26 protein-coding genes are annotated in these 23,682 nt (G+C 64.9%); 6 read left to right on the top strand and 20 right to left on the bottom strand.

Annotated elements, in window-relative coordinates; all coding sequences use genetic code 11:
* Nucleotides 1–488: 488 nt before the first annotated feature.
* The 6 genes from U5768_RS19010 to U5768_RS18985 all read right to left on the bottom strand — a co-directional run bounded on the left by U5768_RS19010 (nucleotide 489) and on the right by U5768_RS18985 (nucleotide 5,662).
* Nucleotides 489–1,301: a MetQ/NlpA family ABC transporter substrate-binding protein gene (locus U5768_RS19010; RefSeq protein ID WP_322031937.1), complete on the bottom strand. Its 813-nt coding sequence runs from the start codon at nucleotides 1,299–1,301 to the stop codon at nucleotides 489–491.
* Nucleotides 1,302–1,473: 172 nt separating this feature from the next.
* Nucleotides 1,474–2,115 (bottom strand): SCO family protein, encoded by a 642-nt coding sequence (locus tag U5768_RS19005; protein WP_322031936.1) that lies wholly within the window; start codon nucleotides 2,113–2,115, stop codon nucleotides 1,474–1,476.
* Nucleotides 2,116–2,119: 4 nt separating this feature from the next.
* Nucleotides 2,120–3,034 carry a heme o synthase gene (cyoE, locus tag U5768_RS19000; protein WP_322031935.1) on the bottom strand — a complete coding sequence of 305 codons (915 nt, stop codon included), beginning with the start codon at nucleotides 3,032–3,034 and terminating at the stop codon, nucleotides 2,120–2,122.
* A 9-nt stretch (nucleotides 3,035–3,043) separates the two neighbouring features.
* The gene (locus U5768_RS18995) at nucleotides 3,044–4,153 is read right to left on the bottom strand and encodes a COX15/CtaA family protein (protein ID WP_322031934.1); all 1,110 of its coding nucleotides are present in this window, start codon (nucleotides 4,151–4,153) and stop codon (nucleotides 3,044–3,046) included.
* Between the two features lie 38 nt (nucleotides 4,154–4,191).
* Complete coding sequence (locus U5768_RS18990; protein WP_322031933.1) at nucleotides 4,192–4,836, bottom strand: cytochrome C oxidase subunit I; 645 nt, start codon at nucleotides 4,834–4,836, stop codon at nucleotides 4,192–4,194.
* Nucleotides 4,837–4,861: 25 nt separating this feature from the next.
* Nucleotides 4,862–5,662 (bottom strand): SURF1 family protein, encoded by an 801-nt coding sequence (locus U5768_RS18985; protein WP_322031932.1) that lies wholly within the window; start codon nucleotides 5,660–5,662, stop codon nucleotides 4,862–4,864.
* Between the two features lie 105 nt (nucleotides 5,663–5,767).
* On the opposite strand from U5768_RS18985, the gene U5768_RS18980 reads away from it, so the two are divergent.
* On the top strand, nucleotides 5,768–5,977 hold the full coding sequence (locus tag U5768_RS18980) for a twin transmembrane helix small protein (protein WP_028201826.1): 210 nt from the start codon (nucleotides 5,768–5,770) through the stop codon (nucleotides 5,975–5,977).
* Between the two features lie 145 nt (nucleotides 5,978–6,122).
* Here U5768_RS18980 and U5768_RS18975 read toward each other — a convergent pair whose 3' ends face one another.
* The 8 genes from U5768_RS18975 to U5768_RS18940 all read right to left on the bottom strand — a co-directional run bounded on the left by U5768_RS18975 (nucleotide 6,123) and on the right by U5768_RS18940 (nucleotide 13,518).
* The gene (locus U5768_RS18975; RefSeq protein ID WP_322031931.1) at nucleotides 6,123–6,980 is read right to left on the bottom strand and encodes a cytochrome c oxidase subunit 3; all 858 of its coding nucleotides are present in this window, start codon (nucleotides 6,978–6,980) and stop codon (nucleotides 6,123–6,125) included.
* A 103-nt stretch (nucleotides 6,981–7,083) separates the two neighbouring features.
* Nucleotides 7,084–7,245, bottom strand: a complete 162-nt coding sequence (locus U5768_RS18970) for a DUF2970 domain-containing protein (protein WP_373682561.1) — start codon at nucleotides 7,243–7,245, stop codon at nucleotides 7,084–7,086.
* Between the two features lie 109 nt (nucleotides 7,246–7,354).
* Nucleotides 7,355–7,933, bottom strand: a complete 579-nt coding sequence (locus U5768_RS18965) for a cytochrome c oxidase assembly protein (protein WP_322031929.1) — start codon at nucleotides 7,931–7,933, stop codon at nucleotides 7,355–7,357.
* 40 nt (nucleotides 7,934–7,973) lie between these two features.
* Nucleotides 7,974–8,114, bottom strand: coding sequence for a cytochrome oxidase small assembly protein (locus tag U5768_RS18960; RefSeq protein ID WP_322032029.1), 141 nt, complete (start codon nucleotides 8,112–8,114; stop codon nucleotides 7,974–7,976).
* 69 nt (nucleotides 8,115–8,183) lie between these two features.
* Nucleotides 8,184–9,797, bottom strand: coding sequence for a cytochrome c oxidase subunit I (ctaD, locus tag U5768_RS18955; RefSeq protein WP_322031928.1), 1,614 nt, complete (start codon nucleotides 9,795–9,797; stop codon nucleotides 8,184–8,186).
* Nucleotides 9,798–9,988: 191 nt separating this feature from the next.
* Nucleotides 9,989–11,692, bottom strand: coding sequence for a cytochrome c oxidase subunit II (gene coxB / locus U5768_RS18950; protein WP_322031927.1), 1,704 nt, complete (start codon nucleotides 11,690–11,692; stop codon nucleotides 9,989–9,991).
* A 92-nt stretch (nucleotides 11,693–11,784) separates the two neighbouring features.
* The gene (locus U5768_RS18945; RefSeq protein WP_322031926.1) at nucleotides 11,785–12,261 is read right to left on the bottom strand and encodes a DUF2244 domain-containing protein; all 477 of its coding nucleotides are present in this window, start codon (nucleotides 12,259–12,261) and stop codon (nucleotides 11,785–11,787) included.
* Nucleotides 12,262–12,528: 267 nt separating this feature from the next.
* Nucleotides 12,529–13,518, bottom strand: coding sequence for a methyltransferase domain-containing protein (locus tag U5768_RS18940; RefSeq protein WP_322031925.1), 990 nt, complete (start codon nucleotides 13,516–13,518; stop codon nucleotides 12,529–12,531).
* A gap of 195 nt (nucleotides 13,519–13,713) precedes the next feature.
* On the opposite strand from U5768_RS18940, the gene U5768_RS18935 reads away from it, so the two are divergent.
* Nucleotides 13,714–14,466 carry a ComF family protein gene (locus U5768_RS18935; protein WP_415913939.1) on the top strand — a complete coding sequence of 251 codons (753 nt, stop codon included), beginning with the start codon at nucleotides 13,714–13,716 and terminating at the stop codon, nucleotides 14,464–14,466.
* Between the two features lie 42 nt (nucleotides 14,467–14,508).
* Entirely contained in the window at nucleotides 14,509–14,979 is a 471-nt protein-coding gene (trmL, locus tag U5768_RS18930) for a tRNA (uridine(34)/cytosine(34)/5-carboxymethylaminomethyluridine(34)-2'-O)-methyltransferase TrmL (protein WP_322031923.1), read from the top strand.
* Nucleotides 14,980–14,983: 4 nt separating this feature from the next.
* On the opposite strand, the gene U5768_RS18925 is transcribed toward trmL, so the two are convergent.
* The 5 genes from U5768_RS18925 to U5768_RS18905 form a co-directional block, all read right to left on the bottom strand.
* Complete coding sequence (locus U5768_RS18925) at nucleotides 14,984–15,517, bottom strand: O-acetyl-ADP-ribose deacetylase (RefSeq protein ID WP_322031922.1); 534 nt, start codon at nucleotides 15,515–15,517, stop codon at nucleotides 14,984–14,986.
* Nucleotides 15,518–15,620: 103 nt separating this feature from the next.
* Entirely contained in the window at nucleotides 15,621–16,619 is a 999-nt protein-coding gene (locus U5768_RS18920) for an NAD(P)H-dependent glycerol-3-phosphate dehydrogenase (protein WP_322031921.1), read from the bottom strand.
* A gap of 46 nt (nucleotides 16,620–16,665) precedes the next feature.
* Complete coding sequence (gene secB, locus U5768_RS18915; protein ID WP_322031920.1) at nucleotides 16,666–17,130, bottom strand: protein-export chaperone SecB; 465 nt, start codon at nucleotides 17,128–17,130, stop codon at nucleotides 16,666–16,668.
* A gap of 210 nt (nucleotides 17,131–17,340) precedes the next feature.
* The gene (gene grxC, locus U5768_RS18910; protein ID WP_042270085.1) at nucleotides 17,341–17,601 is read right to left on the bottom strand and encodes a glutaredoxin 3; all 261 of its coding nucleotides are present in this window, start codon (nucleotides 17,599–17,601) and stop codon (nucleotides 17,341–17,343) included.
* A complete protein-coding gene (locus U5768_RS18905; RefSeq protein ID WP_322031919.1) occupies nucleotides 17,598–18,023 on the bottom strand; it encodes a rhodanese-like domain-containing protein in 426 nt (141 codons plus the stop codon). The genes grxC and U5768_RS18905 overlap by 4 nt, the downstream gene beginning before the upstream one ends.
* Nucleotides 18,024–18,212: 189 nt before the next feature.
* On the opposite strand from U5768_RS18905, the gene gpmA reads away from it, so the two are divergent.
* The 3 genes from gpmA (at nucleotide 18,213) to U5768_RS18890 (ending at nucleotide 21,905) form a co-directional block, all read left to right on the top strand.
* The gene (gene gpmA, locus U5768_RS18900; protein WP_322031918.1) at nucleotides 18,213–18,962 is read left to right on the top strand and encodes a 2,3-diphosphoglycerate-dependent phosphoglycerate mutase; all 750 of its coding nucleotides are present in this window, start codon (nucleotides 18,213–18,215) and stop codon (nucleotides 18,960–18,962) included.
* Nucleotides 18,963–19,363: 401 nt separating this feature from the next.
* A complete protein-coding gene (locus U5768_RS18895; RefSeq protein ID WP_322031917.1) occupies nucleotides 19,364–20,962 on the top strand; it encodes a S41 family peptidase in 1,599 nt (532 codons plus the stop codon).
* Between the two features lie 181 nt (nucleotides 20,963–21,143).
* The gene (locus U5768_RS18890) at nucleotides 21,144–21,905 is read left to right on the top strand and encodes a molybdopterin-synthase adenylyltransferase MoeB (RefSeq protein ID WP_322031916.1); all 762 of its coding nucleotides are present in this window, start codon (nucleotides 21,144–21,146) and stop codon (nucleotides 21,903–21,905) included.
* Nucleotides 21,906–21,929: 24 nt separating this feature from the next.
* Here U5768_RS18890 and ptsP read toward each other — a convergent pair whose 3' ends face one another.
* Nucleotides 21,930–23,669: a phosphoenolpyruvate--protein phosphotransferase gene (gene ptsP / locus U5768_RS18885; protein ID WP_322031915.1), complete on the bottom strand. Its 1,740-nt coding sequence runs from the start codon at nucleotides 23,667–23,669 to the stop codon at nucleotides 21,930–21,932.
* Nucleotides 23,670–23,682 lie beyond the last annotated feature (13 nt).

The raw sequence follows: 23,682 nt of genomic DNA, 5'->3' as shown, positions 1-23,682 counted from the left end.
CGGACGGGCCCGCTGCGTGGCGGTGCACATTGGTCCGGTGCGAAAGCGAGCCCATTATATAACCACAATAATACCAGTCAACAGATGCCGTGCCGCCGGGACGTCACCAGAAATATCGTTAAAAATCAATATATTATACGAACAGATAAGGCGCTGGCTGGTCTTGCTTCGACATCGGGATTTACCCCTGGAAGGGGTTGGACGGGCCTGGTAATGGGACCAGAGTGGTATCGACAGGTTATCTGACATAGCCCACCGTAGTACCGCCGTAGGACCAAAGCGCGACTTCGGTAGGAAGATAGCGCGCGCGCACGCGATTCCCTAGCGTCTCAATTGAGTCAAATCAATCCGGCGCGCTGCGATCCTCCATTTCAAACTATCCCGACAACTGCACGCACAATGAAAAACGCCGTGACTTTCGCCACGGCGTTCGGGTCCTGCTGGGCTCCCGCGTCGTGCAATGCGGGTAGCCGGTTCTCGAATGTCCCTTAGAACGACGGAACCATCGAGCCCTTGAACTCGTTCTTGATGAACTGGCGCACGTCTTCCGACTGGTAGGCGGCGACCAGCTTCTTCACCCACGGCTTGTCCTTGTCCTGGGCGCGAACGGCGATCAGGTTCGCGTACGGGCTGTGGACGTCTTCGATGGCGATAGCGTCTTTGGTCGGCTGCAGTCCCGCTGCGAGCGCGTAGTTCGTGTTGATCACGGCGGCGTCGACGTCGCCGAGCGCACGCGGCAGTTGCGCGGCGTCCAGTTCGACGAACTTGAGCTTCTTCGGATTTTCGGCGACGTCGAGCGGCGTCGCGTTGTTGCCGTTGACGCCCGCGCCGGCGCGCAGCTTGATCAAGCCCTTGTTCTGCAGCAGCAGAAAGGCGCGGTTTTCGTTCGACGGGTCATTCGGCACGGCGACCTTCGCGCCTTGCGGTAGATCGTTAAGCGACTTGAGCTTCTTCGAATACGCGCCGATGGGCGAGATATACGTGAGCCCGGCGTTCACGAGCTTGTAGCCGCGCTGCTTGATCTGGCTGTCGAGATACGGCCCGGTCTGGAAGCTGTTGGCGTCGAGGTCGCCGGAGTCGAGCGCGGCGTTCGGCTGCACATAGTCGTTGAATTCGATGACCTTGACATTCAGGCCTTCGCGTTTGGCAACCTTCTGGACGACGGCCCAGACCTGCGCGTCCGGACCCGAAACGGTGCCGACGCGGATGACCTGGTCGTCGGCGCGGGCGCCGAAGCTGACTGCGAGAGTGGTGGCGGCGAGGCCGGCGAGGAGTGCTTTAATCAGATTTCTGCGCTGCATGGAGGTGATGTTCCTGCGTGGTTTTGTTGTTGCTCCGGTCCCGCGGCGTTATGCGCCGTCTGCCGGACGATATAAATCGTCTCATATGGCGCCGGTTGCCGGAAATAATGAATTCGCATACTGGTATGCCCGCGCGGGGCGGCGAGCGCCCGGCGAGGGCGCAAGGCGTCCCTTAGTCGAGATTCGAGCCGAGGAGGATCTTCAGATCGTGCAGCCAGGGCGTGACGCCCTGCCCGTCGCGCGCGAACAGGCGCAGCTTGCCGGTCGTATCGAACACATAGCTCGCGGCGGTGTGGTCCATCGTGTAGCTGCCCGGCGTAGTGCCCGGCACCTTCGCGTAGTACACGCGGAAGTCCTTCGCTACCTGCTTGAGCTGGTCCTCGCTGGCCGGGCGCAGCCCAATGAAGGTCGGATTGAACGCAGCCGTGTACTGACCCAGGATTTGCGGGGTATCGCGCTCGGGATCGACGGTGACGAACAGCACCTGCACGCGCTTCGCCGCCTCGGGCCCCAGTTGCTGGAGCGCCTGCGAAAGCTCGGCCATGGTGGTCGGGCAAACGTCCGGGCAGTGCGTGTAGCCGAAGAACAGCACCACCACCTTGCCCTTGAAGTCGGCGAGCGTGCGCGTCTTGCCGTTCGTGTCGGGCAGCGCGAAGTCCTTGCCGAACTGCGTATTGCCGGTGATGTCGAGGTTCGTGAACGAGGGCGGCTGCTGGCCGCAGCCCGTGAGAACCAGCGTGCCGCCGAGCGCGAGCGCAGCGGCGAGCGCGACGACCGTGGCGCGCACGAAGCGCGCAAGCGTGCGGTGAGCCATGGCGTTACGCCGCGATGAGCGCATGCACGTAATGGTCGACGAGCAACGCCATGAACAGCAGCGAGAGATAGAGGATCGAATAGCGGAAGGTCTTGCGCGCCAGTGCGTCGGAATACTCGACGTAGATCTTCCAGGCGTACGCGAGGAACACCGCGCCGAGCAGCACGGCCGAAGCCAGATACAGCACGCCGCTCATGCCCGAGATGTACGGCATCAGCGTGACCGCAAAGAGGATCACGGTGTAGAGCAGGATATGCAGACGCGTGTACTTCTCGCCGTGCGTGTTGGGCAGCATCGGCAGACCGGCGTTTTCGTAGTCCTTGCGGCGGTAGAGCGCGAGTGCCCAGAAGTGCGGCGGCGTCCACACGAAGATGATCAGCACGAGAATCCAGGCGTCGCCGGGCACGTGGCCCGTCACGGCGGCCCAGCCGAGCGCCGGCGGCATGGCGCCCGAGGCGCCGCCGATCACGATGTTCTGCGGCGTGGCGGGCTTGAGCACAAGCGTGTAGATGATCGCGTAGCCAATGAAGGTCGCGACCGTGAGCCACATGGTGAGCGGATTGGCGAACGTGTACAGCACCCACATCCCGATGCCGCCGATCACCGCTGAGAAGATCAGGATCTGCCGGCTCGTGATCTCCCCGCGCGCCGAAGGACGCCACGACGTCCGGCGCATGCGCGCATCGACCTTTTGCTCGACCAGACAGTTGATCGCGAAGGCCGCGCCGGCCGTGAGCCAGATGCCGACGGTGCCGCCGATCAACTGCTTCCAGGGCACCATGCCCGGCACGGCGAGGAACATGCCGATGACGGCGCAAAACACGGCCAGTTGCGTGACGCGCGGCTTGGTGAGCGCGAGATATTGCGAAATCCGGCTAGCGGGCCTGCCGGAATTCTCGGATAGGGTTGTACTTTCCATAGGGCGGGATCACACCGCAGCGGTGTCGCGCGCAGGGAGAACGGCGCGGCCGGGGCGGCTACAAGCAATTCGAAAGTTTAGCACGACGATCAAAAGCAGCAGGATCGCCGCGCCACCGTTGTGCGCCACCGCCACGGGCAGCGGCCATTGCAGCACGATGTTGGAAAGCCCTGTCAGAAACTGGATAAAGATCACGATGATGATCCAGTTTGCCGGGCGTCGCAGCGAGGCATAGCGTCGCAACTTGAGGGCGAACCATACCAGATAAGCGATCACGACGAACGCGAACGTGCGGTGCGTCCAGTGGATCGCGACGAGTGCGTCCTGCGTGATCACGTCGCCGTTGCCGTCCATGCCTAGCGCGCGCCAGAGATGGAAACCGTGATGGAAATCCATCGGCGGAATCCACGCGCCGTTGCAGGTCGGGAAGTCCGTGCAGGCGAGCACCGCGTAGTTCGTGCTCACCCAGCCGCCCAGCGCGATCTGCGCGACGAGCAGCACGAGCGCCGCGAGCGCGGCCGCGCGCCAGCGCGCGGCGTCGGGTTCGTATGCGGGCAGCGGCGTCATGCGCGCGGCGAGCCACGCGAGTGCCCCGAGCAGCGTGAGGCCGAGCAACAGATGCGTCGTGACGATGATGGGCTGCAGCTTCATCGTCACCGTCCAGGCGCCGAACACGCCCTGCACGAGGATCAGCCCGAGCAGCGCCGTGGGCCACCACGGCGAAACATGCAGCGGCAGGCGCTTGATGCGCGCGCGCCAGGCAATCGCCATCTGCGCAATGATCAGGACACCGATCGCCATGGCGAAATAGCGATGGATCATCTCGATCCACGCCTTCGTCATGCTCACGGGGCCGCTCGGCAGGGCGAGGTGCGCGGCGGCAATCTGCGCATGCGCGATGAACGGCGACGACGTGCCATAGCAGCCCGGCCAGTCGGGACAGCCGAGGCCCGAATCGGTCAGGCGCGTAAAGCCGCCGAACATCACGAGGTCGAGCGTCATGAACGTCGTGAGCCACACGAGCTTGCGAAACTTGTCGTCGTCGGCCTTCACCCACACCCACGAGAGCGGCAGCAACGCGATGCACAGGCCGATCAGGCCCAGCTCCAGGATAAACATCTCTCTTACTCTTCTCTGTCAGACTCGCGCTGCGCACCTTAACCGATGCGGGACCACTTGAGCAGTTTAGTGACGTCTTGTTTGATTTTCGACGGATCGGGATTCGCGGGGAATCGCATCATCAGGTTGCCGTTCGGATCGACCAGATAGATGTGATCGGTGTCCTGCGTCGTTTCCGTGGCGGGCAGCCACGCCGCGACGGCGACCGGATCGGCGCGCAGCATGCGCGTGTCCGCGTAGGCGCCCTGCACGTTCGCCGGGACGCTCGCGTCGTCGGTGCGCAGCCAGACCGTGACGACGCGCTCGCGCTCCGGCCCCTGCGTCGCGCGCACCTGGCGCATGAAGTAGAGCTTGGTGGCGCACGCCTCGTTGCAGGCGCCGCCGTTCACGGAGATCATCAGCCAGCGGCCCTTGAGCGAAGCAAGCGGCACTTCACGGCCGTCCTCGCCCGTCACCATGAGCGCGCCGGGAATGGGCCGCTGCGGCTCGATGAGGGTGCCATAGCTCGTCGTGCCGCCCTTCGGCTTGATCACGTAGTACGTGAAGTACGAAATCGCGATAGGCGCGCCGCAGATCAGCATGATGAGGAGCAGCGTCCAGCGGCCGCGCCGCTTTGCGGCCTGCTTTGCGGGCGTGGCGGCCGGCTGTGCGACCGGGGCGGAACGGGGGGATTGCGTCGACACTCGTGGAACCTCGCTTCTGTCGCTTTCAGTTGTCCATGCCCGCGTTTTGCCTTCCGGGCTCTTCGGCGTGCCGCGCGGGATCGCCTTCGGTGCGCTCTTTTGCCGCAGAGCTTTTCGCCGTGCTTTTCGCTGCTTTCCTGGCCGCGAAGAGACCGAAACCGAGCGCCGCCAGCGCCATGCCCCACCACTGGAGCATGTAGCCGTAGTTGCGCTCGACGTCGGTATCCGGCACCGGCCAGTCGCGCACGAGCCCGTCCTTGAAGGCCGGCACGAAGCCGGTCTGCTGGATCACGAACGGTTGCAGCGGCAACCCGGTTTCCGCTGCGTAGGAAGCGACGCCGAGATTCTGCCGTATCTTCTGATGCGCTGCAGAGCCGCCCGCACCGAGTTCGAACGCGCGCGAGGCATCCGCGCGCGCAATGCCTTCCACGACCACGGGCCCAGACGGCGTGACATAGGGCGCGATCGCGGCGCGGTCAGCGATGTTGCGCGGCAGCCAGCCGCGATTCACCAGCACGTAGCCGCCGCCTTCGAGTTTAAGCGGCATCACGACATAAAAGCCCGGCTGGTCGTTATACGGACGATTGTCGAGATACACCACGCGCTCGGGCAGGAATGTGCCTGTCGCCCGCACGCGGTGAAACTCGATGTCCTTCAGCGCGAGCGGCGTTGCGCCCACAGTCTGCGGCGCAGACGATTCGTACTGCGTGATTTGCGCCTGCAGCGCCTCCTTCTGATGCGCGCGGTCGCGCTGCCAGAAGCCGAGCCGGATCGTCACGGCCATCACGATCAGGATGAGCAATACGGGGACGAGCCTGAATTTCATTGGGCACGTCCGATGCGAAACATGCAGGGGATCGAACCCCGCGCCGCGTGGCACGGTGCGATAATGAGACAGACGTTTTCAGGCATGCCAAATTCCGTGAACTTCATGCACATACTCGTCCCCGTTGCGTTCGCGCTGATCATCGCCAGCATGATCTCCGCGCTCTATTTCATGATGCACGACCGGGGCCGCACCAAGCGCATGGTCTGGTCGCTCGCCACGCGCGTGGGCCTTTCCATCTCGCTCTTTCTGTTCATCCTGTTCGCGCACTGGATGGGCTGGATTCAGTCCACCGGCATTCCTTACGGTCGCTAGGCTTTCCTCTTTCCTGACTGAACACCGCCGCGCAAACCGCATTCCGGAAAACACAAGGCGCCGCGCCGACGAGGTCGGGCGGCGCCTTGTTTCATTCTCATCCCCTCTCTCTGCAAGCGCCGCGGCCTGCGCGGCGCACCACCCGTTACAGCCAGTACACGACGACGTAAAGCCCGAGCCAGACGACGTCCACGAAGTGCCAGTACCACGCCGCGCCTTCGAATGCGAAGTGATGCTCCGCGGTGAAGTGCCCGCGAATGAGCCGGATCATCACGACGGTCAGCATCGTGCCGCCCAGGAACACGTGGAAACCGTGGAAGCCCGTGAGCAGGAAGAACGTCGAACCGTAAATGCCCGAAGCGAGCGTGAGGTTCAGTTCGTTGTACGCATGGATGTATTCGAACGCCTGCAGGAAAAGGAAGCACACGCCCAGCACGATCGTCGCGGCAAGCCACGCGATGGCCTTCGAGCGATGGTTGTCGCGCAGCGCGTGGTGCGAAACCGTGAGCGTCGCACCCGAGGAAAGCAGCAGCGCCGTGTTGATGGTCGGCACGGGCCACGGCGTCATCGAGCGGAAGTGCGAGACGAGCGCCGCGGGACCGTTGTTCGGCCACACCGCGGAAAAGTCCGGCCAGATCAGCTTGTAGTCGAGGCTGCCGAGCTGATGCAGGGCGATCGCGCGCGCGTAGAACAGCGCACCGAAAAACGCGCCGAAGAACATCACTTCCGAGAAGATGAACCAGCTCATGCTCCAGCGGTACGACACGTCGACGCGTTTGCCGTACATGCCGCCCTCGGACTCGGCGATGGCGTCGCCGAACCAGTGCCACAGCGTGAAGAGCAGCCACAGCAGGCCGACGAGCACGCCGATCGGCGCCCACGACTCGCCGTTGATCCACGAAGCGAGCGAAGAAAGCATGACCAGCAGCCCAATGGATGCGCTGATCGGATGCCGCGACGGGTGCGGTACGAAGTAGTACGGGCTATCGTTTTGGCCGCTCATGCCTGTTTCTCCAGTTTCCAGTTGCTCCGGACATCGCCGGCTGCTTGTACCCGAGTGTGTCCTCGTTCTTCACTGCTTCGCGCGCAGCATGGCGCGCATTCGTTCATCCGACCACCGCGTGCACGATCAACAGCAGCACGACGATGAACAGCACCGCACCGATGATGCCCGCGATGATCAACTGCACGGGGTGCAGGTTCGCGGCGTCGTCTTCGAGATCGGCGCGTTTGCGCACGCCGAGAAACGACCACGCCACCGCCTTCATCACCTGAAGGACGCCGCCCTTCTTCTTCGCCGGCCTCCCAACGCCGCTGCCGCGTTCGTCGCTCATGCGCCATTCGCCTCCTGGCTTCGTTGACCTCGGCGCCGCCGTGTCACGCGCCCGCCGACTGTTTCGGCGGCGGCGGCACGGCCGGCTTGCTCAGCTCGAAGAACGTGTACGACAGGGTGATCGTCTTCACGTCCTTCGGCAGCTTCGGGTCGATCACGAACACCACCGGCATGCGCTTCGTCTCGTTCGCCTTCAGGACCTGCTGCGTGAAGCAGAAGCACTCGATCTTGCGGAAGTACTCCGTGGCCTGCTTCGGCGCGTAGCTCGGAATGGCCTGCGCGTCGATCGTGCGTCCTTCGTTGTTCGAAATGTCGTACATCACCGTCATGACTTCGCCCGGGTGCACGTCGAGACTCGTTTGCTCCGGCCTGAAGCCGAGCAGCCCGCGCGCGTTCGCGTCGAACTCGACCGAGATCGTGCGCGTCATGTCCACCTGCGTGTTGCGCGCCTCGCGCTGTGTGGCGTCGCGCTGCACGAGGTTGTTGATGCCCGTAACCTGGCAGATCGCGCGATACATCGGCACCAGCGCGAAACCGAAACCGAACATCAGCAGCGCCACGACGACGAGCTTGATGAGCATCGACCGGTTGAATGCGCGATCATTTCCCGCTTGCGTGGACATCGGACTTCCTCGAACGGTCTTCCGGCAAAACGCTCGTGCGTCAGGGGCCGGGGAAATACACCTGCTTGACGACGGCGGCCACGAAGAAGCCGGCCACGACGGCCAGCAAAATCAGGCCGAGCCGCAGATTGCCCGCGCGGATCTGCTCGGGCGTGCGTCTTTTTTGTGGATCGCGCGTCATACGTGCAGCGCGGCTGGCCGCGGCTTCTCCTTGCATCGTCAATGGCCTCTCATGCCTCTCGTGCGTGGCTTACTCGACCGTCGGCGGATTCTCGAACGTGTGGAACGGCGCCGGGCTCGGCACGGTCCATTCGAGGCCCGTTGCGCCGTCCCACGGCTTGTCGGCCGCCTTTTCCAGTTCGCCGCCGCCGCGGTACGCGGGCAGCGCCACCGCGAACAGGAAGTACACCTGAGAAAGTCCGAAGCCGAACGCGCCGATCGAAATCACCTGGTTCCAGTCGGTGAACTGGGCCGGATAGTCGGCATAGCGCCGCGGCATCCCGGCGAGGCCGACGAAGTGCATCGGCAGGAACGCGAGGTTGAAGAAGATGAGCGAGCACCAGAAGTGGATCTTGCCGCGCGTCTCGTTGTACATCCAGCCGGTCCATTTTGGAGACCAGTAATACCACCCTGAGAACAACGCGAATAAGGATCCCGCCACGAGCACGTAATGGAAGTGCGCGACCACGAAGTAAGTGCCGTGATACTGGATGTCGAGCGGCGCCATGGCGAGCATGAGGCCCGAAAGACCGCCGAACGTGAACACGATCAGGAAGCCCACGGCCCACAGCATCGGCGTTTCGAAGGTGAGCGAGCCGCGCCACATCGTGGCGACCCAGTTGAACACCTTCACGCCCGTGGGCACGGCGATCAGCATGGTCGCGTACATGAAGAAGAGCTGGCCCGTGACCGGCATGCCGGTCGCGAACATGTGGTGCGCCCAGACCATGAACGAGAGAATCGCGATGGACGCCGTGGCGTACACCATCGAGCTATAGCCGAACAGCGGCTTGCGCGAGAACGCCGGAATCACCTGCGAGACGATCCCGAACGCCGGCAAGATCATGATGTAGACCTCGGGGTGCCCGAAGAACCAGAAGATGTGCTGGTACATGACCGGGTCGCCGCCGCCGGCCGCATTGAAGAAGCTCGTGCCGAAGTGGCGGTCGAACAGCAGCATCGTGATCGCGCCTGCGAGCACCGGCATCACGGCGATCAGCAGGTAGGCGGTGATGAGCCACGTCCACACGAACATCGGCATCTTCATGAGCGTCATGCCCGGCGCGCGCAGGTTCAGGATGGTCACGACGATGTTGATGCCGCCCATGATCGACGAGGCGCCCATGATGTGCACCGCGAAGATCGCGAAGTCCATGCCCGGGCCCATCTGCGTGGAGAGCGGCGCGTAGAGCGTCCAGCCCGCGGCGGTCGCGCCGCCCGGCGCGAAGAACGAGCCGACCAGCAGGCACGCGGCGGCGGGCAGCAGCCAGAAGCTGAAGTTGTTCATGCGCGCGAACGCCATGTCCGAGGCGCCGATCTGCAGCGGGATCATCCAGTTCGCGAAGCCCACGAACGCCGGCATGATCGCGCCGAACACCATGATGAGGCCGTGCATCGTGGTGAGCTGGTTGAAGAACTCGGGGCGCATGATCTGCATGCCCGGCTCGAACAGCTCCGCACGAATGGCAAGCGCCATGACGCCGCCCGAGAGAAACATCACGAACGAGAACAGCAGATACAGCGTTCCGATGTCCTTATGGTTCGTCGCGAGCAGCCAGCGCCGCCAGCCGTGGGGCGTGGCGTGCGCGTGGTCGCCATGCACGTGATCGTGCCCCCCAGCTACATCGTGTCCGATGCTAGACATGACTTATCTCCTGTCGATCGCTCGCGGCGCTTGTGCGCCTACTGCGATCCCTTGCAAAAAATTGCGAAAGCGAATGGCTTTGCGTCTCTTGCTGCAGCGTTTGCCTGCTTTGTTATGTGCTCGCGCAGCGCCTGTCCTGCGTCTGTTGCTGCTTGTCCCGTGCTGCTCGTTCTTCTTGCGCTGGCCGGCGCTCAGGCCGCCGCGCTGATCTCCACCCGGCGCGCTTCCTTCGCGTTCGCGCCGCCCGTGATCGTTTCCGGCTTCTTCAGAATGATGTGGTCTTCGGCAATGCCCGCCGCCTTCATTGCGTCGCGCACGGCTTGTGCGCGGCGCTTCGCGAGATCGGCGTTCGCGCTCGCATTGCCGCTCGAATCGGTGTAGCCCGAGAGCGTGAACTTCGCGTCCGGGTGCGCCTTCGCGTAATCAGCGGCAGCCTGGATGGCGTCCTTCGCGTCGGCAGGCAGCGCGCTCTTGCCCACTTCGAAGTAGACGCTCGCCGGCAATGCAGCGGCGCCCGACGCAGCGGCGCCCGACACGGCCGCGCCCTGCGCCGCTGCGCCCGACGCCTGATCCGCGCCGCTTGCGGCCGCCGCGCCACTGGCGGCAGCGCTCGCTTCGGCAGCGCCGCTGGCCTCTTGCGCACCGCTCGCCGCGGCTGCGCCGCTCGCCGCTTCGGCTCCGCCCGCCGCGGCGGTATGATCACCGCCTTCAGGCATCTTGCCGTTACGCGCGTCGGCCACCTGACGCGGCTGCAGAATATCGCCGGTGTGGTTGCCCCACGAGTTGCGCTCGAACGTGATGACGGAGGCGATCTCGACGTCGTTGAGCGTGGGCGCCCACGAAGGCATGGCGTTCTTGCCGTGCAGGACGATGCTCACGTGTTCGGCGATCGGACCGTTGGCGATCTTGCTGCCGTCGAGCGCCGGGAACGCGCCCGCGCCCTTGCCGGTGGGCTGGTGGCACACCGCGCAGTTCGACGTATAGACCTTCTCGCCGCGCTCCTTGAGTTCGGCCAGCGTGTAGGTCTTGTTCGGGTCGTCGTTGGCGGCGGCCATCTTCGCCTTTTGCGTGGCGACCCACTTCGCGTAGTCGTCGTCGGAAAGCACCTCGACCACGACCGGCATGAACGCGTGCTCCTTGCCACACAGCTCGGTACAGAAACCGCGATAGGTGCCGACCTTGTCGGCCTTGAACCACGTGTCGCGCACGAAGCCCGGAATCGCGTCCTGCTTCACGCCGAACGCGGGCACGTACCACGAGTGCACGACGTCGTTGGCCGTGGTGATGATGCGGATCTTCTTGTTGACCGGCACGACGAGCGGATTGTCGACTTCCTGCAGGTAGGTGTCGGTGATCGGCTGGCGGTTGTTCACCTCGGAGCGCGGCGTGCTGAGCGTGGAGAGAAAGTTGATGCCCTCGCCCGGACCCTTCACGTAGTCGTAGCCCCATTTCCACTGGTAGCCCGTGACCTTCACGGTGAGGTCGGCGTTGGACGTGTCCTTCATCGCGACAACGGCCTTGGTCGCGGGGAGCGCCATCAGCACGACGATGATGAACGGCACCACCGTCCAGATGATTTCGACCGTGGTGCTTTCATGGAAGTGAGCGGCCTTGTGGCCCTTCGATCGACGGTGCGCGTAGATCGAATAGAACATGACGCCGAACACGCCGACGAAAATCACGGCGCATAACAGCAGCATCATCATATGGAGGCTGTAAAGCTCTTCGGCGATGCGCGTGACGGGCGGCTGAAAATTGATCTCGTTCACCGCAGGGCCGCCCGGGCTGTCTCCAACTGCGAGTGCCGCGCCGGCGACGAGGAATCCGCTGCACGCCAGCACGCCCTGGAGGGCTCGCTTGATTGTTTTCATAGCTTCCTTACCCATAATTTCCATTCAAACCCTCGACCCCGCAGGAAGGTTTTGCAACCAGGGCGCCCCCTGGGACGCTCGTACCGCCGCCAACCGGCAAACTCACGCGCCGCGCATCAAACGGCGCGCGCAAGCCAGGTACGCAGTTCCCGCGCGAACTGCGCACGCCGATATTGCGGCAGATGCAACCCGACAGCGACCGCCTGACCGCGGGACACGAGACGCACCGGGTCGCGTGGGGTCGCGCCCGGTTCGACCCGGACCCAGCGGGGATTGAATTCGAACTGCGTGAGCGCGTCGGCGCTCATCTGTTCGATCACCAGCCGGTTCGGATAAAGCCTGATACGTTCGTAATCGACAGCATGGCGCGCATGAATGACAAAAGCGCCGCCTACTACCAACAGATCGATACCGGTAAACGGCAAAACCAGCCAGGCGCCGTGGATCAACAACAGAACGGCGATCGCGATGGAAACCAGCGCCAGCGAAACATAGAAGAACACGAATTGCCTGGGCGAAACCGAACAGTTGCGCTTCATGGTCCAGTCTTTCAGGACCGGTTCCGGACTCGCCAGCAGATCGGACGCCTGCATCGCTCGCTTCCCCCACTTGCAACCTTGTCAGACTATCGCCGCGTCGCGCGTCGCACAACTGCGGGAACATCTGGACTTGCCACAATGGATTTTGGGGACCCTTCCGTGCAGCAAACTGACGCATTATAGGCGCGATCCCCAGCCCTAACAAGCAACGCTCAATCGCCCGCAAACCCATACTGGACGGGCATTATGGCGATTTTTCAGGCATTTTGCCGGGGCTTTTCAGGCGCTAATTTCAGGCATAACGAAAGCCCCCTTACCGCATTACCGATTCCTTGCCGGACCCCGCCCGATGTCTTCGATGCGCACGATGCCATGACCTTCCGCGGTCGTGCGCGGTACGGCCTTCCACGCGTGGCCGTAGATGATCTCGAAGGTCAACGGGATCGTTCCCGCCTGCGGCCCGTCCGTGCGGCGGCGCGCCTCGAGCGCGGCCAGCAGCGCACGATGCAGACGCCGCGCGCCGTGCGTGCCGCCGTTTTCATCCTCGCCGTTGCGCGCGAATGGATACGCACCCCAGCGGCGCACGTCTGCGAGCAGCTTCTCCGGCGTCTTGTAAGTGATGGTGAGCGTTTCCTGGTCCATCACCGGAATCTCGAAGCCGTTCTCGACGAGCATGTCGCCAAGATCGTGCATATCGACGAAATCGATGACGTGAGCGCGCGTCGGCACACCGTGCGCGGCCTCGACTTCGGCGAATGCGCCGCGCAGCTCCTTGAGCGTGTCGGGCCCGAGCGTGCTGAACATCAGCAGCCCGTTGACCTTGAGCACGCGCTGCCATTCGCCGAACACGAGGTCGGGACGCGGATGCCAATGGAGCGCGAGATTCGACCAGACCAGTTCGAACGCGTCGCGCGCGAACGGCAACTCCGCAAAGTCGGCCTGCGCCACGCGCGGACCGCGCGAGCCGAGCGCACGGCCAACCGATGCGGGCAGAAAGCGCCGCCAGCTCGTGTCGGGGGCGTCGTGCTCGCGGGCGCGGCGCAGCATGGCAAAGGAGAGATCGGTGCCGAACACGGGCGCTTCGGGAAAGCGCTCGCGCAAGCCGGGCAGGTCGTCGCCCTGGCCGCACGCGATGTCGAGCACGGCCGTGGGATTCACCTTGATGTACTCGAGGCGCTCGCGCATGCGTTGCGCGATTTCGCGCGGCAGGAAGGCAACGTCGTCGAAAGTCGCCGCACGGCGATCGAAAATGCGCCGAAGGTGCCGGGTGTCATAGTCCGGACGGCCAGTTCTTGCGGGAGACGGGGACATGTCGGTCGTATTGGCGAAGTCTGCGAAGTATACTCGCTCACTCCTTTCCTTTCAGTCACGCGAGCCCGCTGCCCGGGCCGTCCTTCGATGCCGCCGCGCCCTTTATCACGCGAGCCACGCAATCCAGCGCGTGTCACGCTTCTCACTTCGGATCACGCTGCGCACCGCATGCATCTCGCGGGCGTCGCGGGCGGTATGGGCGTTATGGGCTTGTACCGAAAAGCGCGGGCGCTCCCGGCACGGCTTGCCCACTTGGTGCTGCCCAACCTGTGCTCATTATGCGGCAATTTGTCGCCATTCACGCTCTGCGCGTGCTGCGACGCCGCGTACTGGAACGAGCCGCGCCTGCGCTGCACGGTCTGCGCCATGCCGCTTGCGCACAGGCGCGGTACGGCGGCGCACGCGGGCTACCGTTGCGAGGCTTGCATCGACGCGCCGCCCGCATTCGACGCCACGCTAGCGCTCGCGGATTATCGCGCGCCGCTCGACCTGCTCGCGCGCGGCCTGAAGTTTCGCACGCGTCTCGCGCTCGGCGAGGAATTCGCGCGACGCCTCGCGCAAGCCGCACAAGACATGACCGCAGACCACGGCATGCCGGAGATCGTCGTGCCGGTGCCGCTCTCGCGAGAACGCCTCATCGAGCGCGGCTACAACCAGGCCTGGCAGATCGCGCGGCCGCTCGCGCGCCGTCTGGGCGCGCATGCGGACGCCACGCTCGTGCGACGCATTCTGCATACGGCGCCGCAATCGAAGCTCGATCGCGAGACGCGCCGCCGCAACGTCGGCCGGGCGTTCGCGCTCACGCGGCCGCTGAACGGCCAGCACGTGGGCGTGGTGGACGACGTGATGACTTCGGGCGCCACGCTCGACGCGCTCGCGCGCACGCTCAAGGCGGCCGGCGCGCGGCGCGTAACGAATTTCGTCGCGCTGCGCACGCCGAAAGACTGATCGGCTTCACACTATTCAAGACATCGAGAGAGTTTCATCGTCATGTTCAACGTCGTTCTCGTCGAACCCGAAATTCCGCCGAACACCGGCAACGTGATCCGGCTGTGCGCGAACACCGGCGCGCGCCTGCATCTGATCGAGCCGCTCGGCTTTCCGCTCGACGACGCGAAGATGCGCCGCGCGGGCCTCGATTACCACGAGTACGCGCAGATGCACGTGCATGGCGATTGGGACGCCTTCATCGCGAAAGAAGCACCCGATCCGTCGCGCATGTTCGCGTTCACGACGCGCGGCTCGGGCCGCTTTCACTCGCACGCGTTCCAGCCCGGCGACTGGTTCGTGTTCGGCGCGGAAACGCGTGGCCTGCCCGATGCGGTGCTCGACCGCTTCGAGACGCCGCAGCGCGTGCGCCTGCCGATGCGGCCCGGCAACCGCAGCCTGAATCTGTCGAATACGGTCGCGATCGTGGTGTTCGAAGCGTGGCGTCAGGCGGGGTTCGAGGGCGGCGAGTGAGGCGCTACGCGTTGGCTCGCGCCGCAAGTTCACGCTCGTAGCGCGTGAGCATCGCGTTATCGAAGCACGCGAAGATCACGTGCTCGAGCGCCGGGTATTGCGGCAGCTCGCCGATCACGGTCGCGACCGCGATCTTCACCGCTTCGTCAGCGGGAAACCGATAGACGCCGCAACTGATTGCCGGAAACGCGATGCTGGTTACGCCCGCCTCGCGCGCGCACTCGAGCGAGCGCCGGTAGCACGAAGCCAGCAGATACGCCTCGTCACGGCCGCCGCCATGCCAGACGGGGCCCACGGTATGGATCACGTGTTTCGCGGGAAGGCGATAGCCGCCGGTGATTTTGGCGTCGCCGGTCGGGCAGCCGTTCAGCGTCTCGCATTCGCGCAGCAGGTCCGGCCCGGCGGCGCGGTGAATCGCGCCGTCCACGCCGCCGCCGCCGAGCAGCGATTCGTTCGCGGCGTTGACGATGGCATCGACCTTCAAGGTGGTGATGTCGACGGCCTGCGCTTCGATGCGGCAATTTCCGATGGTCAGCATACGGTCCTCCTCCTTTGCGATCCGGAGTTGGCGCTTTGGCGCTGACTCCGGTCCCACGCAGCGCGCGCGGGCTTCGCGCCAGGCGCGGCAGGACCGAAGCGTCCTACTCCGCCTTCGCGTCGCGCCGCAGCAGCGCGCTCACGGCGTCGCGCGGCGTGACGCCGTCGAACAGCACGGCGCATACCGCCTGGGTGATCGGCATTTCAATGCCATGCGCGCGCGCGAGCGCCAGCACGGCTTGCGCGCAGCGCACGCCTTCGGCCACGTGGCCGAGCGCGCCGAGGATGTCGTCGAGCGTGCGGCCGCTCGCGAGCTGCTTGCCCACGGTGCGGTTGCGCGAGAGGTCGCCCGTGGCGGTGAGAATAAGGTCGCCGAGGCCCGTGAGCCCGGTGAAGGTTTCTGCGCGGCCGCCGAGCGTGACGCCAAGGCGCGTCATCTCCGCGAGGCCGCGCGTGATGAGCGCGGCGCGTGCGTTCAGGCCGAGACCCAGGCCGTCGGCGATGCCGGTCGCGATGGCGAGCACGTTCTTGACCGCGCCGCCCACCTCGACGCCGACCACGTCGTCGCCGGTATAGATGCGCATGGCGCGGTGATGGAACGCGGCGAGCGTGCGCTCGCGGCAGCCGGCGGAGGCGCTCGCCACCGTCAACGCGACGGGCAGACCCTCGCCCACCTCGCGCGCGAAGCTCGGCCCCGAAAGCACGCCGTTGCTCGCGTGGCCCGGCAGAACGGCGGCCACGACCTGATGCGGCATCAACTGCGATTCGGCCTCGAAGCCCTTGCAGAGCCAGACGAAGTGCGCGGGCACGCGGCCCATGTCGCGCAGCGTGCAAAGCATGCCGCGCAGGCCCGCAACGGGCGCGGCGAGCACGACGAGATCCGCCTCGCCCGAAGCATGGTCGAGCGCGGCGGCGAGATCGATTTCGTATTGGAGACTCTTGGGCAGCGCGACGCCCGCGAGGTAGCGGGCGTTTTCATGCGTCTTGCGCAAAGTGTCGACGAGCGCGCCATCGCGCGCCCACAACACGGTTCGATGCGCCTGGGCGAGGTGCCCTGCCAGCGCGGTGCCCCACGCTCCGGCGCCGAGAACGGCGATGTTCATTCCGATACTCCGCACCGGTAGTTCGTGGAAACGAGCAACGTACGCGTTAGTGCGTCGCGCTGCTCGCGCCTTCTTGCTGGGCGAGTTGCTGCAGGCGTTGCTCGTAGAGCGCCTGGAAGTTGATCTCGGCCAGATGGATCGGCGGGAAGCCCGCGCGCGTGATCGCGTCGGCGATGTTCGAGCGCAGGTACGGGAACAGGATGGTCGGGCACGCGATGCCGACGAGCGGATCGACCTGTTCGGCCGGGATGTTGCGGATGTCGAAAATGCCGGCCTGCTTGGCTTCGATCAGGAACGCAACCTTGTCCTTGACCTTGGCGGTAACGGTGCCGGTGACGATGATCTCGAACACCGAATCGGCGAGACGTTCGGCCTTGACGTCGACTTCCACTTCGACCGAAGGCATGTCCTGCTCAAGGAAGATGGACGGCGAATTCGGCTGCTCGAGCGACATGTCCTTGAGGTAGATGCGCTGGATATTGAAGAACGGCTGGTTGTTCTCGTCAGACATGATGTATAGCTTCCCTGATTGAATGGATCACGGCGGCATTATCGTGGCATCTCGAAGTCCCGAAAATGCGCCGCACTACGGCAATGAACGGCAACAGGCCCGCGCAAGCCCCACTGGCTCGCGCGGGCCGAAACCCTGCGTCGCTACGCCACGCTGCGAACCAGGCCTTGCATCAGCCTCGGTCCGGCGCCTGGACCCAGCCCCTGAACCTCAGGCGGCTTCGAGCAGCGGCATCAAACCGCCCGCACGGTCGAGCGCGGAGAGGTCATCGTAACCGCCCACATGCGTCTCGCCGATGAAAACCTGCGGCACGGTACGCCGGCCGGTGCGCGTCATCATCTCTTCGCGCCGCGCCGGGTCCCGGTCGATCAGCACTTTCTCGATGTGTTCGACGCCGCGCGACTTTAAAAGACGCTCGGCCATCTGGCAATACGGGCACACCTGGGTGCTGTACATGACCACTTTGCTCACTTCGAACCTCCTTGTTTGACGACCGGCATTCCGGCCTGTTGCCAGGCGTTCACGCCGCCGTCCAGAACATGGACTTCGGCAAAACCGGCGTCCTTCACGAGGCGCAGCGCCTTGTGCGACTGCTGGCCCGTCTGGCAGACCAGCAACACCGGGTTGCTCTTGTTCTTCACGAGCTGGCCGATCTTCGTGCCGAGTTCGCCAAATTCAACCTGACGCGCCGACGGCAGATGGCCCTTCGCGAATTCACCCGCGGGACGCAGGTCGAGCACCACCGCATTGCGGCGGTTGATGAGCTGCGTCGCCTCGGCGGTGGAAACGCCGCCGCGGCCGCCGCGCTTGAGCGTCGGCCACAGGAGCAACCCTCCTGAGATGAGGACGATCGCGATGAGTACAAGGTTGATGTAATTGGTGAAGAACGTCACGGAGGGTCCGCCGGAAAAAGGGAAAGTCGGAGAAATCGTGCGAAATCGGATTCGGACAATCCGCTCATTATAAAATAACCGTTTGTCGCAGGGTTGACGCCCCCCAGCCCGGGCGCAGCCCGCCGGACTGGACCACTGTGCGCTTCCCGTCCCCGATTACCGCTTCCTTCACTACCGACCGGCATCCTCATGTACAAACTCGTACTCATCCGCCACGGCGAATCGACGTGGAACAAGGAAAACCGCTTCACCGGCTGGGTGGACGTCGACCTGACCGAGCAGGGCAACCGCGAAGCGCAGCAGGCAGGCCAGCTGCTCAAGGAGTCCGGCTACACGTTCGACATCGCCTACACCTCGGTGCTCAAGCGCGCCATCCGCACGCTCTGGCACGTACAGGACCAGATGGACCAGATGTACTTGCCCGTGGTCCACTCGTGGCGCCTGAACGAGCGCCACTACGGCGCGCTTTCGGGCCTGAACAAGGCCGAAACGGCTGCGAAATTCGGCGACGAGCAGGTGCTGGTCTGGCGCCGCAGCTACGACACGCCGCCGCCCGCGCTCGAACCGACCGACTCGCGCACCGCGTACAACGACCCGCGCTATGCGAAGGTGCCGCGCGAGGAACTGCCGCTCACCGAGTGCCTGAAGGACACGGTCGCGCGCGTACTGCCGATGTGGAACGAGTCGATCGCACCGGCCATCAAGGCGGGCAAGAAGGTGGTGATCGCTGCGCACGGCAACTCGATCCGCGCGCTCGTGAAGTACCTCGACAATATTTCGGACGACGACATCGTCGGGCTGAACATTCCGAACGGCGTGCCGCTCGTCTATGAACTGGACGAGAACCTCAAGCCCATCAAGCACTACTATCTGGGCGACGCCGAAGCCATCGCCAAGGCCCAGGCCGCGGTGGCGAACCAGGGCAAGAAGGCGGGCTGAGGTTAGCGCCTGCTGTCATCGGCCACGTCATGGCCGTGCCTGTTTTTTTCAGGCAGCCGCTAGTCCGTCGGGCAGGCGGCTGCGCCTGGTCGCGCTCGCGCCTCGCGCTGAGCGCGCGGCAATGCTGCGTCGATCGGCGGCTCCGCAGTTCGTTGCAGATTCCCCTTTCCCGCTTTCCGGGCCCTGGCTGGCAGGATTGCCAGCGCCCTGCCAGCGCTGTGTCAGAAGCGCGCCAGAAGCGAAATTACGGCACACGGTTTGCGAACCAGGCCGCGGCCCTACTGTCTTAGTCCCATCGTACGCGCCATATACACAGCCACGGCGGGTGTGCAGTTATACTTGTCCGTCGCTTTTCCAATAGACGCTGCCACGCGCCTTATCGACCGCACGCAACATACTCTATGCGAAAGAACCTGAAAAACATCGGCCTGATCGCCGCTGGCCTCGCGACCGGCGTATTTGCCACCCTGCAGATTTCCGCCGAGGCGCAGCAAACCCAGCAGACGGTCGTCGAACCGCTGCCGCTCGACCAGCTAAGGCTTTTCGCCGAAGTGTTCGGTCAAATCAAGCATGAGTACGTCACGCCCGTGGACGACAAGAAGCTCCTCACCGCCGCCATCAAGGGCATGGTGTCGAGCCTCGACCCGCACTCGTCGTATCTCGACAAGACCGATTACCAGGAGCTTCAGGAGCAGACCAAGGGTCGCTTCGCGGGCCTCGGCATCGAAATTTCTTCGGAAGACGGTCTGATCAAGGTCATCTCGCCGATCGAAGACACGCCCGCGTACCGCGCCGGCATTCGTCCGGGCGACCTCATCACGCGCATCAACGACAAGCCGGTGCGCGGCATGACGCTCGACCAGGCCGTCAAGCAGATGCGCGGCGACCCCGGCACCAAGGTCACGCTCACGATCTTCCGCAAGACCGACGACCGCACCTTCCCGCTCACCATCACGCGCGCCATCATCAAGGTGCAGAGCGTGAAGTCGAAGATCCTGCAGCCGGGCTACGCGTATATCCGCGTCACGAGCTTCCAGGAGCGCACGGTCCCCGACCTCGCGGCCAAGCTCCAGGACATCGCGCGCCAGGAACCGAACCTCAAGGGCATCATCCTCGACCTGCGCAACAACGGCGGCGGCCTGCTGCAAAGCGCCGTGGGCGTGGCCGGCGCGTTCCTGCCGCCGGATTCGGTCGTCGTCTCGACGAACGGCCAGATCCCCGACTCGAAACAGGTCTACCGCGACACCTACGAGAACTACCGCCTGCCTTCGTTCGACGGCGACCCGCTCAAGGGCGAAGCGGCCGAGTTCAAGACCGTGCCGATGATCGTGCTGACCAACGCCTACTCGGCGTCGGCCTCGGAAATCGTCGCGGGCGCGCTGCAGGACCAGAAGCGCGCGCTCATCGTCGGCAAGACGACGTTCGGCAAGGGTTCGGTGCAGACCGTGCGTCCGATGACGGCCGACACGGCGCTGCGCCTGACCACGGCGTATTACTACACGCCGAGCGGCCGCTCGATCCAGAACAAGGGCATTCGCCCCGACATCGCGGTCGACCAGTACGCCGACGGCGATCCGGACGACGCGCTCGTCACGCGCGAAGTGGATTACCAGAACCACCTCGCCAACACGCAGGACCCGGACGAGAAGAAGGAACAGGAGCAGCGCGAGCAGGAGCGCATGGACATGCTGCGCCAGCTCGAGGAGCAGAACGACAAGAAGACGCCGGAGCAGCGCCAGAAGGACCGCGAGCGTAAGCCCGTCGAGTTCGGATCCGCCGACGACTTCATGCTCCAGCAGGCGCTGAACAAGCTCCAGGGCAAGCCGGTTGCCGAGTCGAAGTCGCCCATGGAGCGGCGCCTCGCGCAGCAGAAGCCGCCGACCTCGGCTTCCGCGCCGATCGCCGTGAAGCCGGGCGCGCTCATCATGGCGCCGGCCGCTTCGGCCCCGGCGGGCGGCTCGGCTCCCGCCCCGGCCCCGGCTCCGGCTCCGGGCAAGTAAGTCGTCACGCTGTACCCGTCTCGCGGCCTGCGCGTCTTGTGCGCCGGGCCGCGAGGCCGCCCCTCCTCCAGCCGCTGGCGTCGTTACAATAACGGCACTGTCTTTCCCCGGCGCGCGCTTCCCATTCAGGGCCACTCGGCTCTCGAGGTCCATCGCGGCGCCATCGAACAAGCGCATCGCGATGAACGACGACCAACTCCTTCGCTACTCCCGCCATATCCTCGTCGACGAGATCGGCATCGAGGCGCAGCAGCGCTTTCTCGACGCGCATGCGATCGTCGTGGGCGCGGGCGGCCTGGGGTCGCCGGCGGCGATGTATCTCGCGGCCTCGGGCGTGGGCACGCTCACGCTCGTGGACAACGACACCGTCGACCTCACCAACCTGCAGCGGCAGATCATGCACGAGACGGCGTCCGTGGGCCGCGCGAAGGTCGAGTCGGGCCGCGACGCCATCGCGCGTCTGAATCCCGAGGTGAAGGTGAACGCGCTGCAAACGCGCATCGACGATGCGTGGCTCCACGCGCACGTGCCGGGCGCGACGGTCGTGCTCGACTGCACCGACAATTTCGCCACGCGTCACGCGATCAACCGCGCGTGCGTGAAGCACGGCGTGCCGCTCGTCTCGGGCGCGGCGTTGCGCTTCGACGGACAGATCAGCACCTTCGACTTCCGCGACAATGCCTCGCCCTGCTACGCGTGCGTGTTTCCCGAAGACCAGCCGTTCGAGGAAGTGGCGTGCTCGACGATGGGCGTATTCGCGCCCACGGTGGGCATCATCGGCGCGATGCAGGCGGCCGAGGCGTTGCGCGTGATCGGCGGCATCGGCGCGCCGCTCGTCGGGCGGCTCATGATGCTCGACTCGCTGCGCATGGAGTGGAACACGATGCGCGTGGCGCGGCAGGCGGATTGCCCCGTGTGCGGCGAGCGGCACCGGCACGCGTGACGCCCGCGCGAGCCGGGAGCGCGTTCAGGCCTGCGCCACCCGCCGCAGCGCCGCCTGCAACTCTTCCGGCTCGTAAGCGGCCAGCACTTCCGACACAGGCTTCTCCAGCGCCTTGAGTTGCGAGCGCAGGATCTCCTGCTTCACCACGAGCAACTGGCTTGGATGCATCGAAAACTCGGTGAGCCCCATGCCGAGCAGCAAGCGCGTGAACGCCGGATCGCCCGCCATCTCTCCGCAAACCGAAACCGGCACGCCGGCGCGCTTCGCCTCGCGTAGCGTATGCGCGATCAGTTGCAGCACGGCCGGATGCAGCGGGTCGTACAGATCGGCCACGGCGTTGTCGGCCCGGTCGATCGCGAGCGCGTACTGAATCAGGTCGTTGGTGCCGATCGAGAGGAAGTCGAGACGGCGCAGGAACATGGGCAGCGCGAGCGCCGCCGCCGGAATCTCGATCATCGCGCCGATCTGCACGTTGGGGTCGTAGGCGAACCCCGCGTCGTCGAGCTGGCGCTTCGCCTCGCGGATCAGGTCGAGCGTCTGGTCGATCTGCTGCGCATGCGCGAGCATCGGAATCAGGATCTTGACCGGGCCGAACGCCGAGGCGCGCAGGATCGCCCGCAACTGTGTGAGGAACATCTGCGGCTCGGACAAGCTCCAGCGGATCGCGCGCAGGCCGAGCGCCGGGTTCGCGGCCGTCTCGTAGCCGTCGCCGCCGCCCAGGGCGTCGAGCGGCTTGTCCGCGCCCACGTCGATCGTGCGGATCGTCACGGGCAGCCCGTTCATCAGCTCCACCGCGCGGCGGTAGGCCACGAACTGCTCGTCCTCCTCCGGCAAGTGGTTCTTGTGATTCATGAACAGGAACTCGGTGCGAAAGAGGCCCACGCCCGTCGCGCCCGCGTCGAGCGCGGCCTGCGCGTCGTCGGGCAGTTCGATGTTCGCGTAAAGCTGGATCTTCGCGCCGCACAGCGTTTGCGTGGGCGAAAACTTCAGGCGCTGCAGCTTGCGCCGCTCGAGCGCCATCTCGCTTTGCCGGTAGGTGTATTCCTCCAGCACGATGGGCGCGGGATCGACGATCACGATGCCATGGTCGCCGTCGACGATGATCAGATCGTCCTGACGGATCAGCGCGCTCGCCTGCTGCATGCCCACGGCCGCCGGAATGCCAAGGCTGCGCGCGACGATGGCCGTGTGCGAGGTGCGCCCGCCCAGATCGGTCACGAAGCCCTGGAAGGTTTGCCCCTTGAACTGGAGCATGTCGGCGGGCGCGATGTCGTGCGCGACGACGATCATCTCGTCGCAGCCGCCGTGCAGCGAGGGCGGCATGGCGCCCGCGAGCGACTTCAGCACGCGCTCCACGACCTGCTCGATGTCGGCCTTGCGCTCGCGCAGGTATTCGTCCTCTACGTCGTCGAAATGGCGCGAGAGGCGTTCGAGCTGTTCGGTAAGCGCCCACTCCACATTGAAGCGCCGCGTGCGGATGAGGTCGATGGTCTCCTGCACGAGCATCACGTCGTTCAGGATCATGAGGTGAACGCCGATGAACGCGCCCATTTCGGAAGGGGCGTCGGCGGCGAGGTCGGCGCGCAGCGACTCGAGTTCATGCTCCACGGCCTGAAGCGCCGTGCGAAAGCGCGCGATTTCGTCTTCGATCTGCGCAGGCTCGATGAGGTAGTGGTCGACGTCGAGCGCAGCCGGGGCGATCAGATACGCTCGCCCGATGGCTATACCGCGTGATACGGGAATTCCATGCAGCGTGAACGGCACGCGCACCTCCTCT

This window comes from Paraburkholderia sp. J76 (genome assembly GCF_905220295.1).
Classification (GTDB): Bacteria; Pseudomonadota; Gammaproteobacteria; order Burkholderiales; family Burkholderiaceae; genus Paraburkholderia.
This window is presented reverse-complemented; position numbering and strand designations above follow the sequence as displayed.

Excerpts from the sequence above, each read along its gene's own strand:
- U5768_RS18970 (WP_373682561.1), bottom strand. The coding sequence starts at position 7,245 with ATGAAGGCGGTGGCGTGGTCGTTTCTCGGCGTGCGCAAACGCGCCGAT.
- coxB (WP_322031927.1), bottom strand. The coding sequence starts at position 11,692 with ATGGAAATTATGGGTAAGGAAGCTATGAAAACAATCAAGCGAGCCCTC.
- U5768_RS18975 (WP_322031931.1), bottom strand. The coding sequence starts at position 6,980 with ATGAGCGGCCAAAACGATAGCCCGTACTACTTCGTACCGCACCCGTCG.
- U5768_RS18995 (WP_322031934.1), bottom strand. The coding sequence starts at position 4,153 with ATGTTTATCCTGGAGCTGGGCCTGATCGGCCTGTGCATCGCGTTGCTG.
- U5768_RS18925 (WP_322031922.1), bottom strand. The coding sequence starts at position 15,517 with ATGCTGACCATCGGAAATTGCCGCATCGAAGCGCAGGCCGTCGACATC.
- U5768_RS18960 (WP_322032029.1), bottom strand. The coding sequence starts at position 8,114 with ATGACGCGCGATCCACAAAAAAGACGCACGCCCGAGCAGATCCGCGCG.
- secB (WP_322031920.1), bottom strand. The coding sequence starts at position 17,130 with ATGTCTGACGAGAACAACCAGCCGTTCTTCAATATCCAGCGCATCTAC.
- gpmA (WP_322031918.1), top strand. The coding sequence starts at position 18,213 with ATGTACAAACTCGTACTCATCCGCCACGGCGAATCGACGTGGAACAAG.
- trmL (WP_322031923.1), top strand. The coding sequence starts at position 14,509 with ATGTTCAACGTCGTTCTCGTCGAACCCGAAATTCCGCCGAACACCGGC.
- U5768_RS18940 (WP_322031925.1), bottom strand. The coding sequence starts at position 13,518 with ATGTCCCCGTCTCCCGCAAGAACTGGCCGTCCGGACTATGACACCCGG.
- U5768_RS18965 (WP_322031929.1), bottom strand. The coding sequence starts at position 7,933 with ATGTCCACGCAAGCGGGAAATGATCGCGCATTCAACCGGTCGATGCTC.
- U5768_RS18895 (WP_322031917.1), top strand. The coding sequence starts at position 19,364 with ATGCGAAAGAACCTGAAAAACATCGGCCTGATCGCCGCTGGCCTCGCG.
- U5768_RS18985 (WP_322031932.1), bottom strand. The coding sequence starts at position 5,662 with ATGAAATTCAGGCTCGTCCCCGTATTGCTCATCCTGATCGTGATGGCC.
- U5768_RS18935 (WP_415913939.1), top strand. The coding sequence starts at position 13,714 with ATGGGCGTTATGGGCTTGTACCGAAAAGCGCGGGCGCTCCCGGCACGG.
- U5768_RS18945 (WP_322031926.1), bottom strand. The coding sequence starts at position 12,261 with ATGCAGGCGTCCGATCTGCTGGCGAGTCCGGAACCGGTCCTGAAAGAC.
- U5768_RS18920 (WP_322031921.1), bottom strand. The coding sequence starts at position 16,619 with ATGAACATCGCCGTTCTCGGCGCCGGAGCGTGGGGCACCGCGCTGGCA.
- U5768_RS18890 (WP_322031916.1), top strand. The coding sequence starts at position 21,144 with ATGAACGACGACCAACTCCTTCGCTACTCCCGCCATATCCTCGTCGAC.
- U5768_RS18980 (WP_028201826.1), top strand. The coding sequence starts at position 5,768 with ATGCACATACTCGTCCCCGTTGCGTTCGCGCTGATCATCGCCAGCATG.
- ctaD (WP_322031928.1), bottom strand. The coding sequence starts at position 9,797 with ATGTCTAGCATCGGACACGATGTAGCTGGGGGGCACGATCACGTGCAT.
- U5768_RS19010 (WP_322031937.1), bottom strand. The coding sequence starts at position 1,301 with ATGCAGCGCAGAAATCTGATTAAAGCACTCCTCGCCGGCCTCGCCGCC.
- U5768_RS19005 (WP_322031936.1), bottom strand. The coding sequence starts at position 2,115 with ATGGCTCACCGCACGCTTGCGCGCTTCGTGCGCGCCACGGTCGTCGCG.
- cyoE (WP_322031935.1), bottom strand. The coding sequence starts at position 3,034 with ATGGAAAGTACAACCCTATCCGAGAATTCCGGCAGGCCCGCTAGCCGG.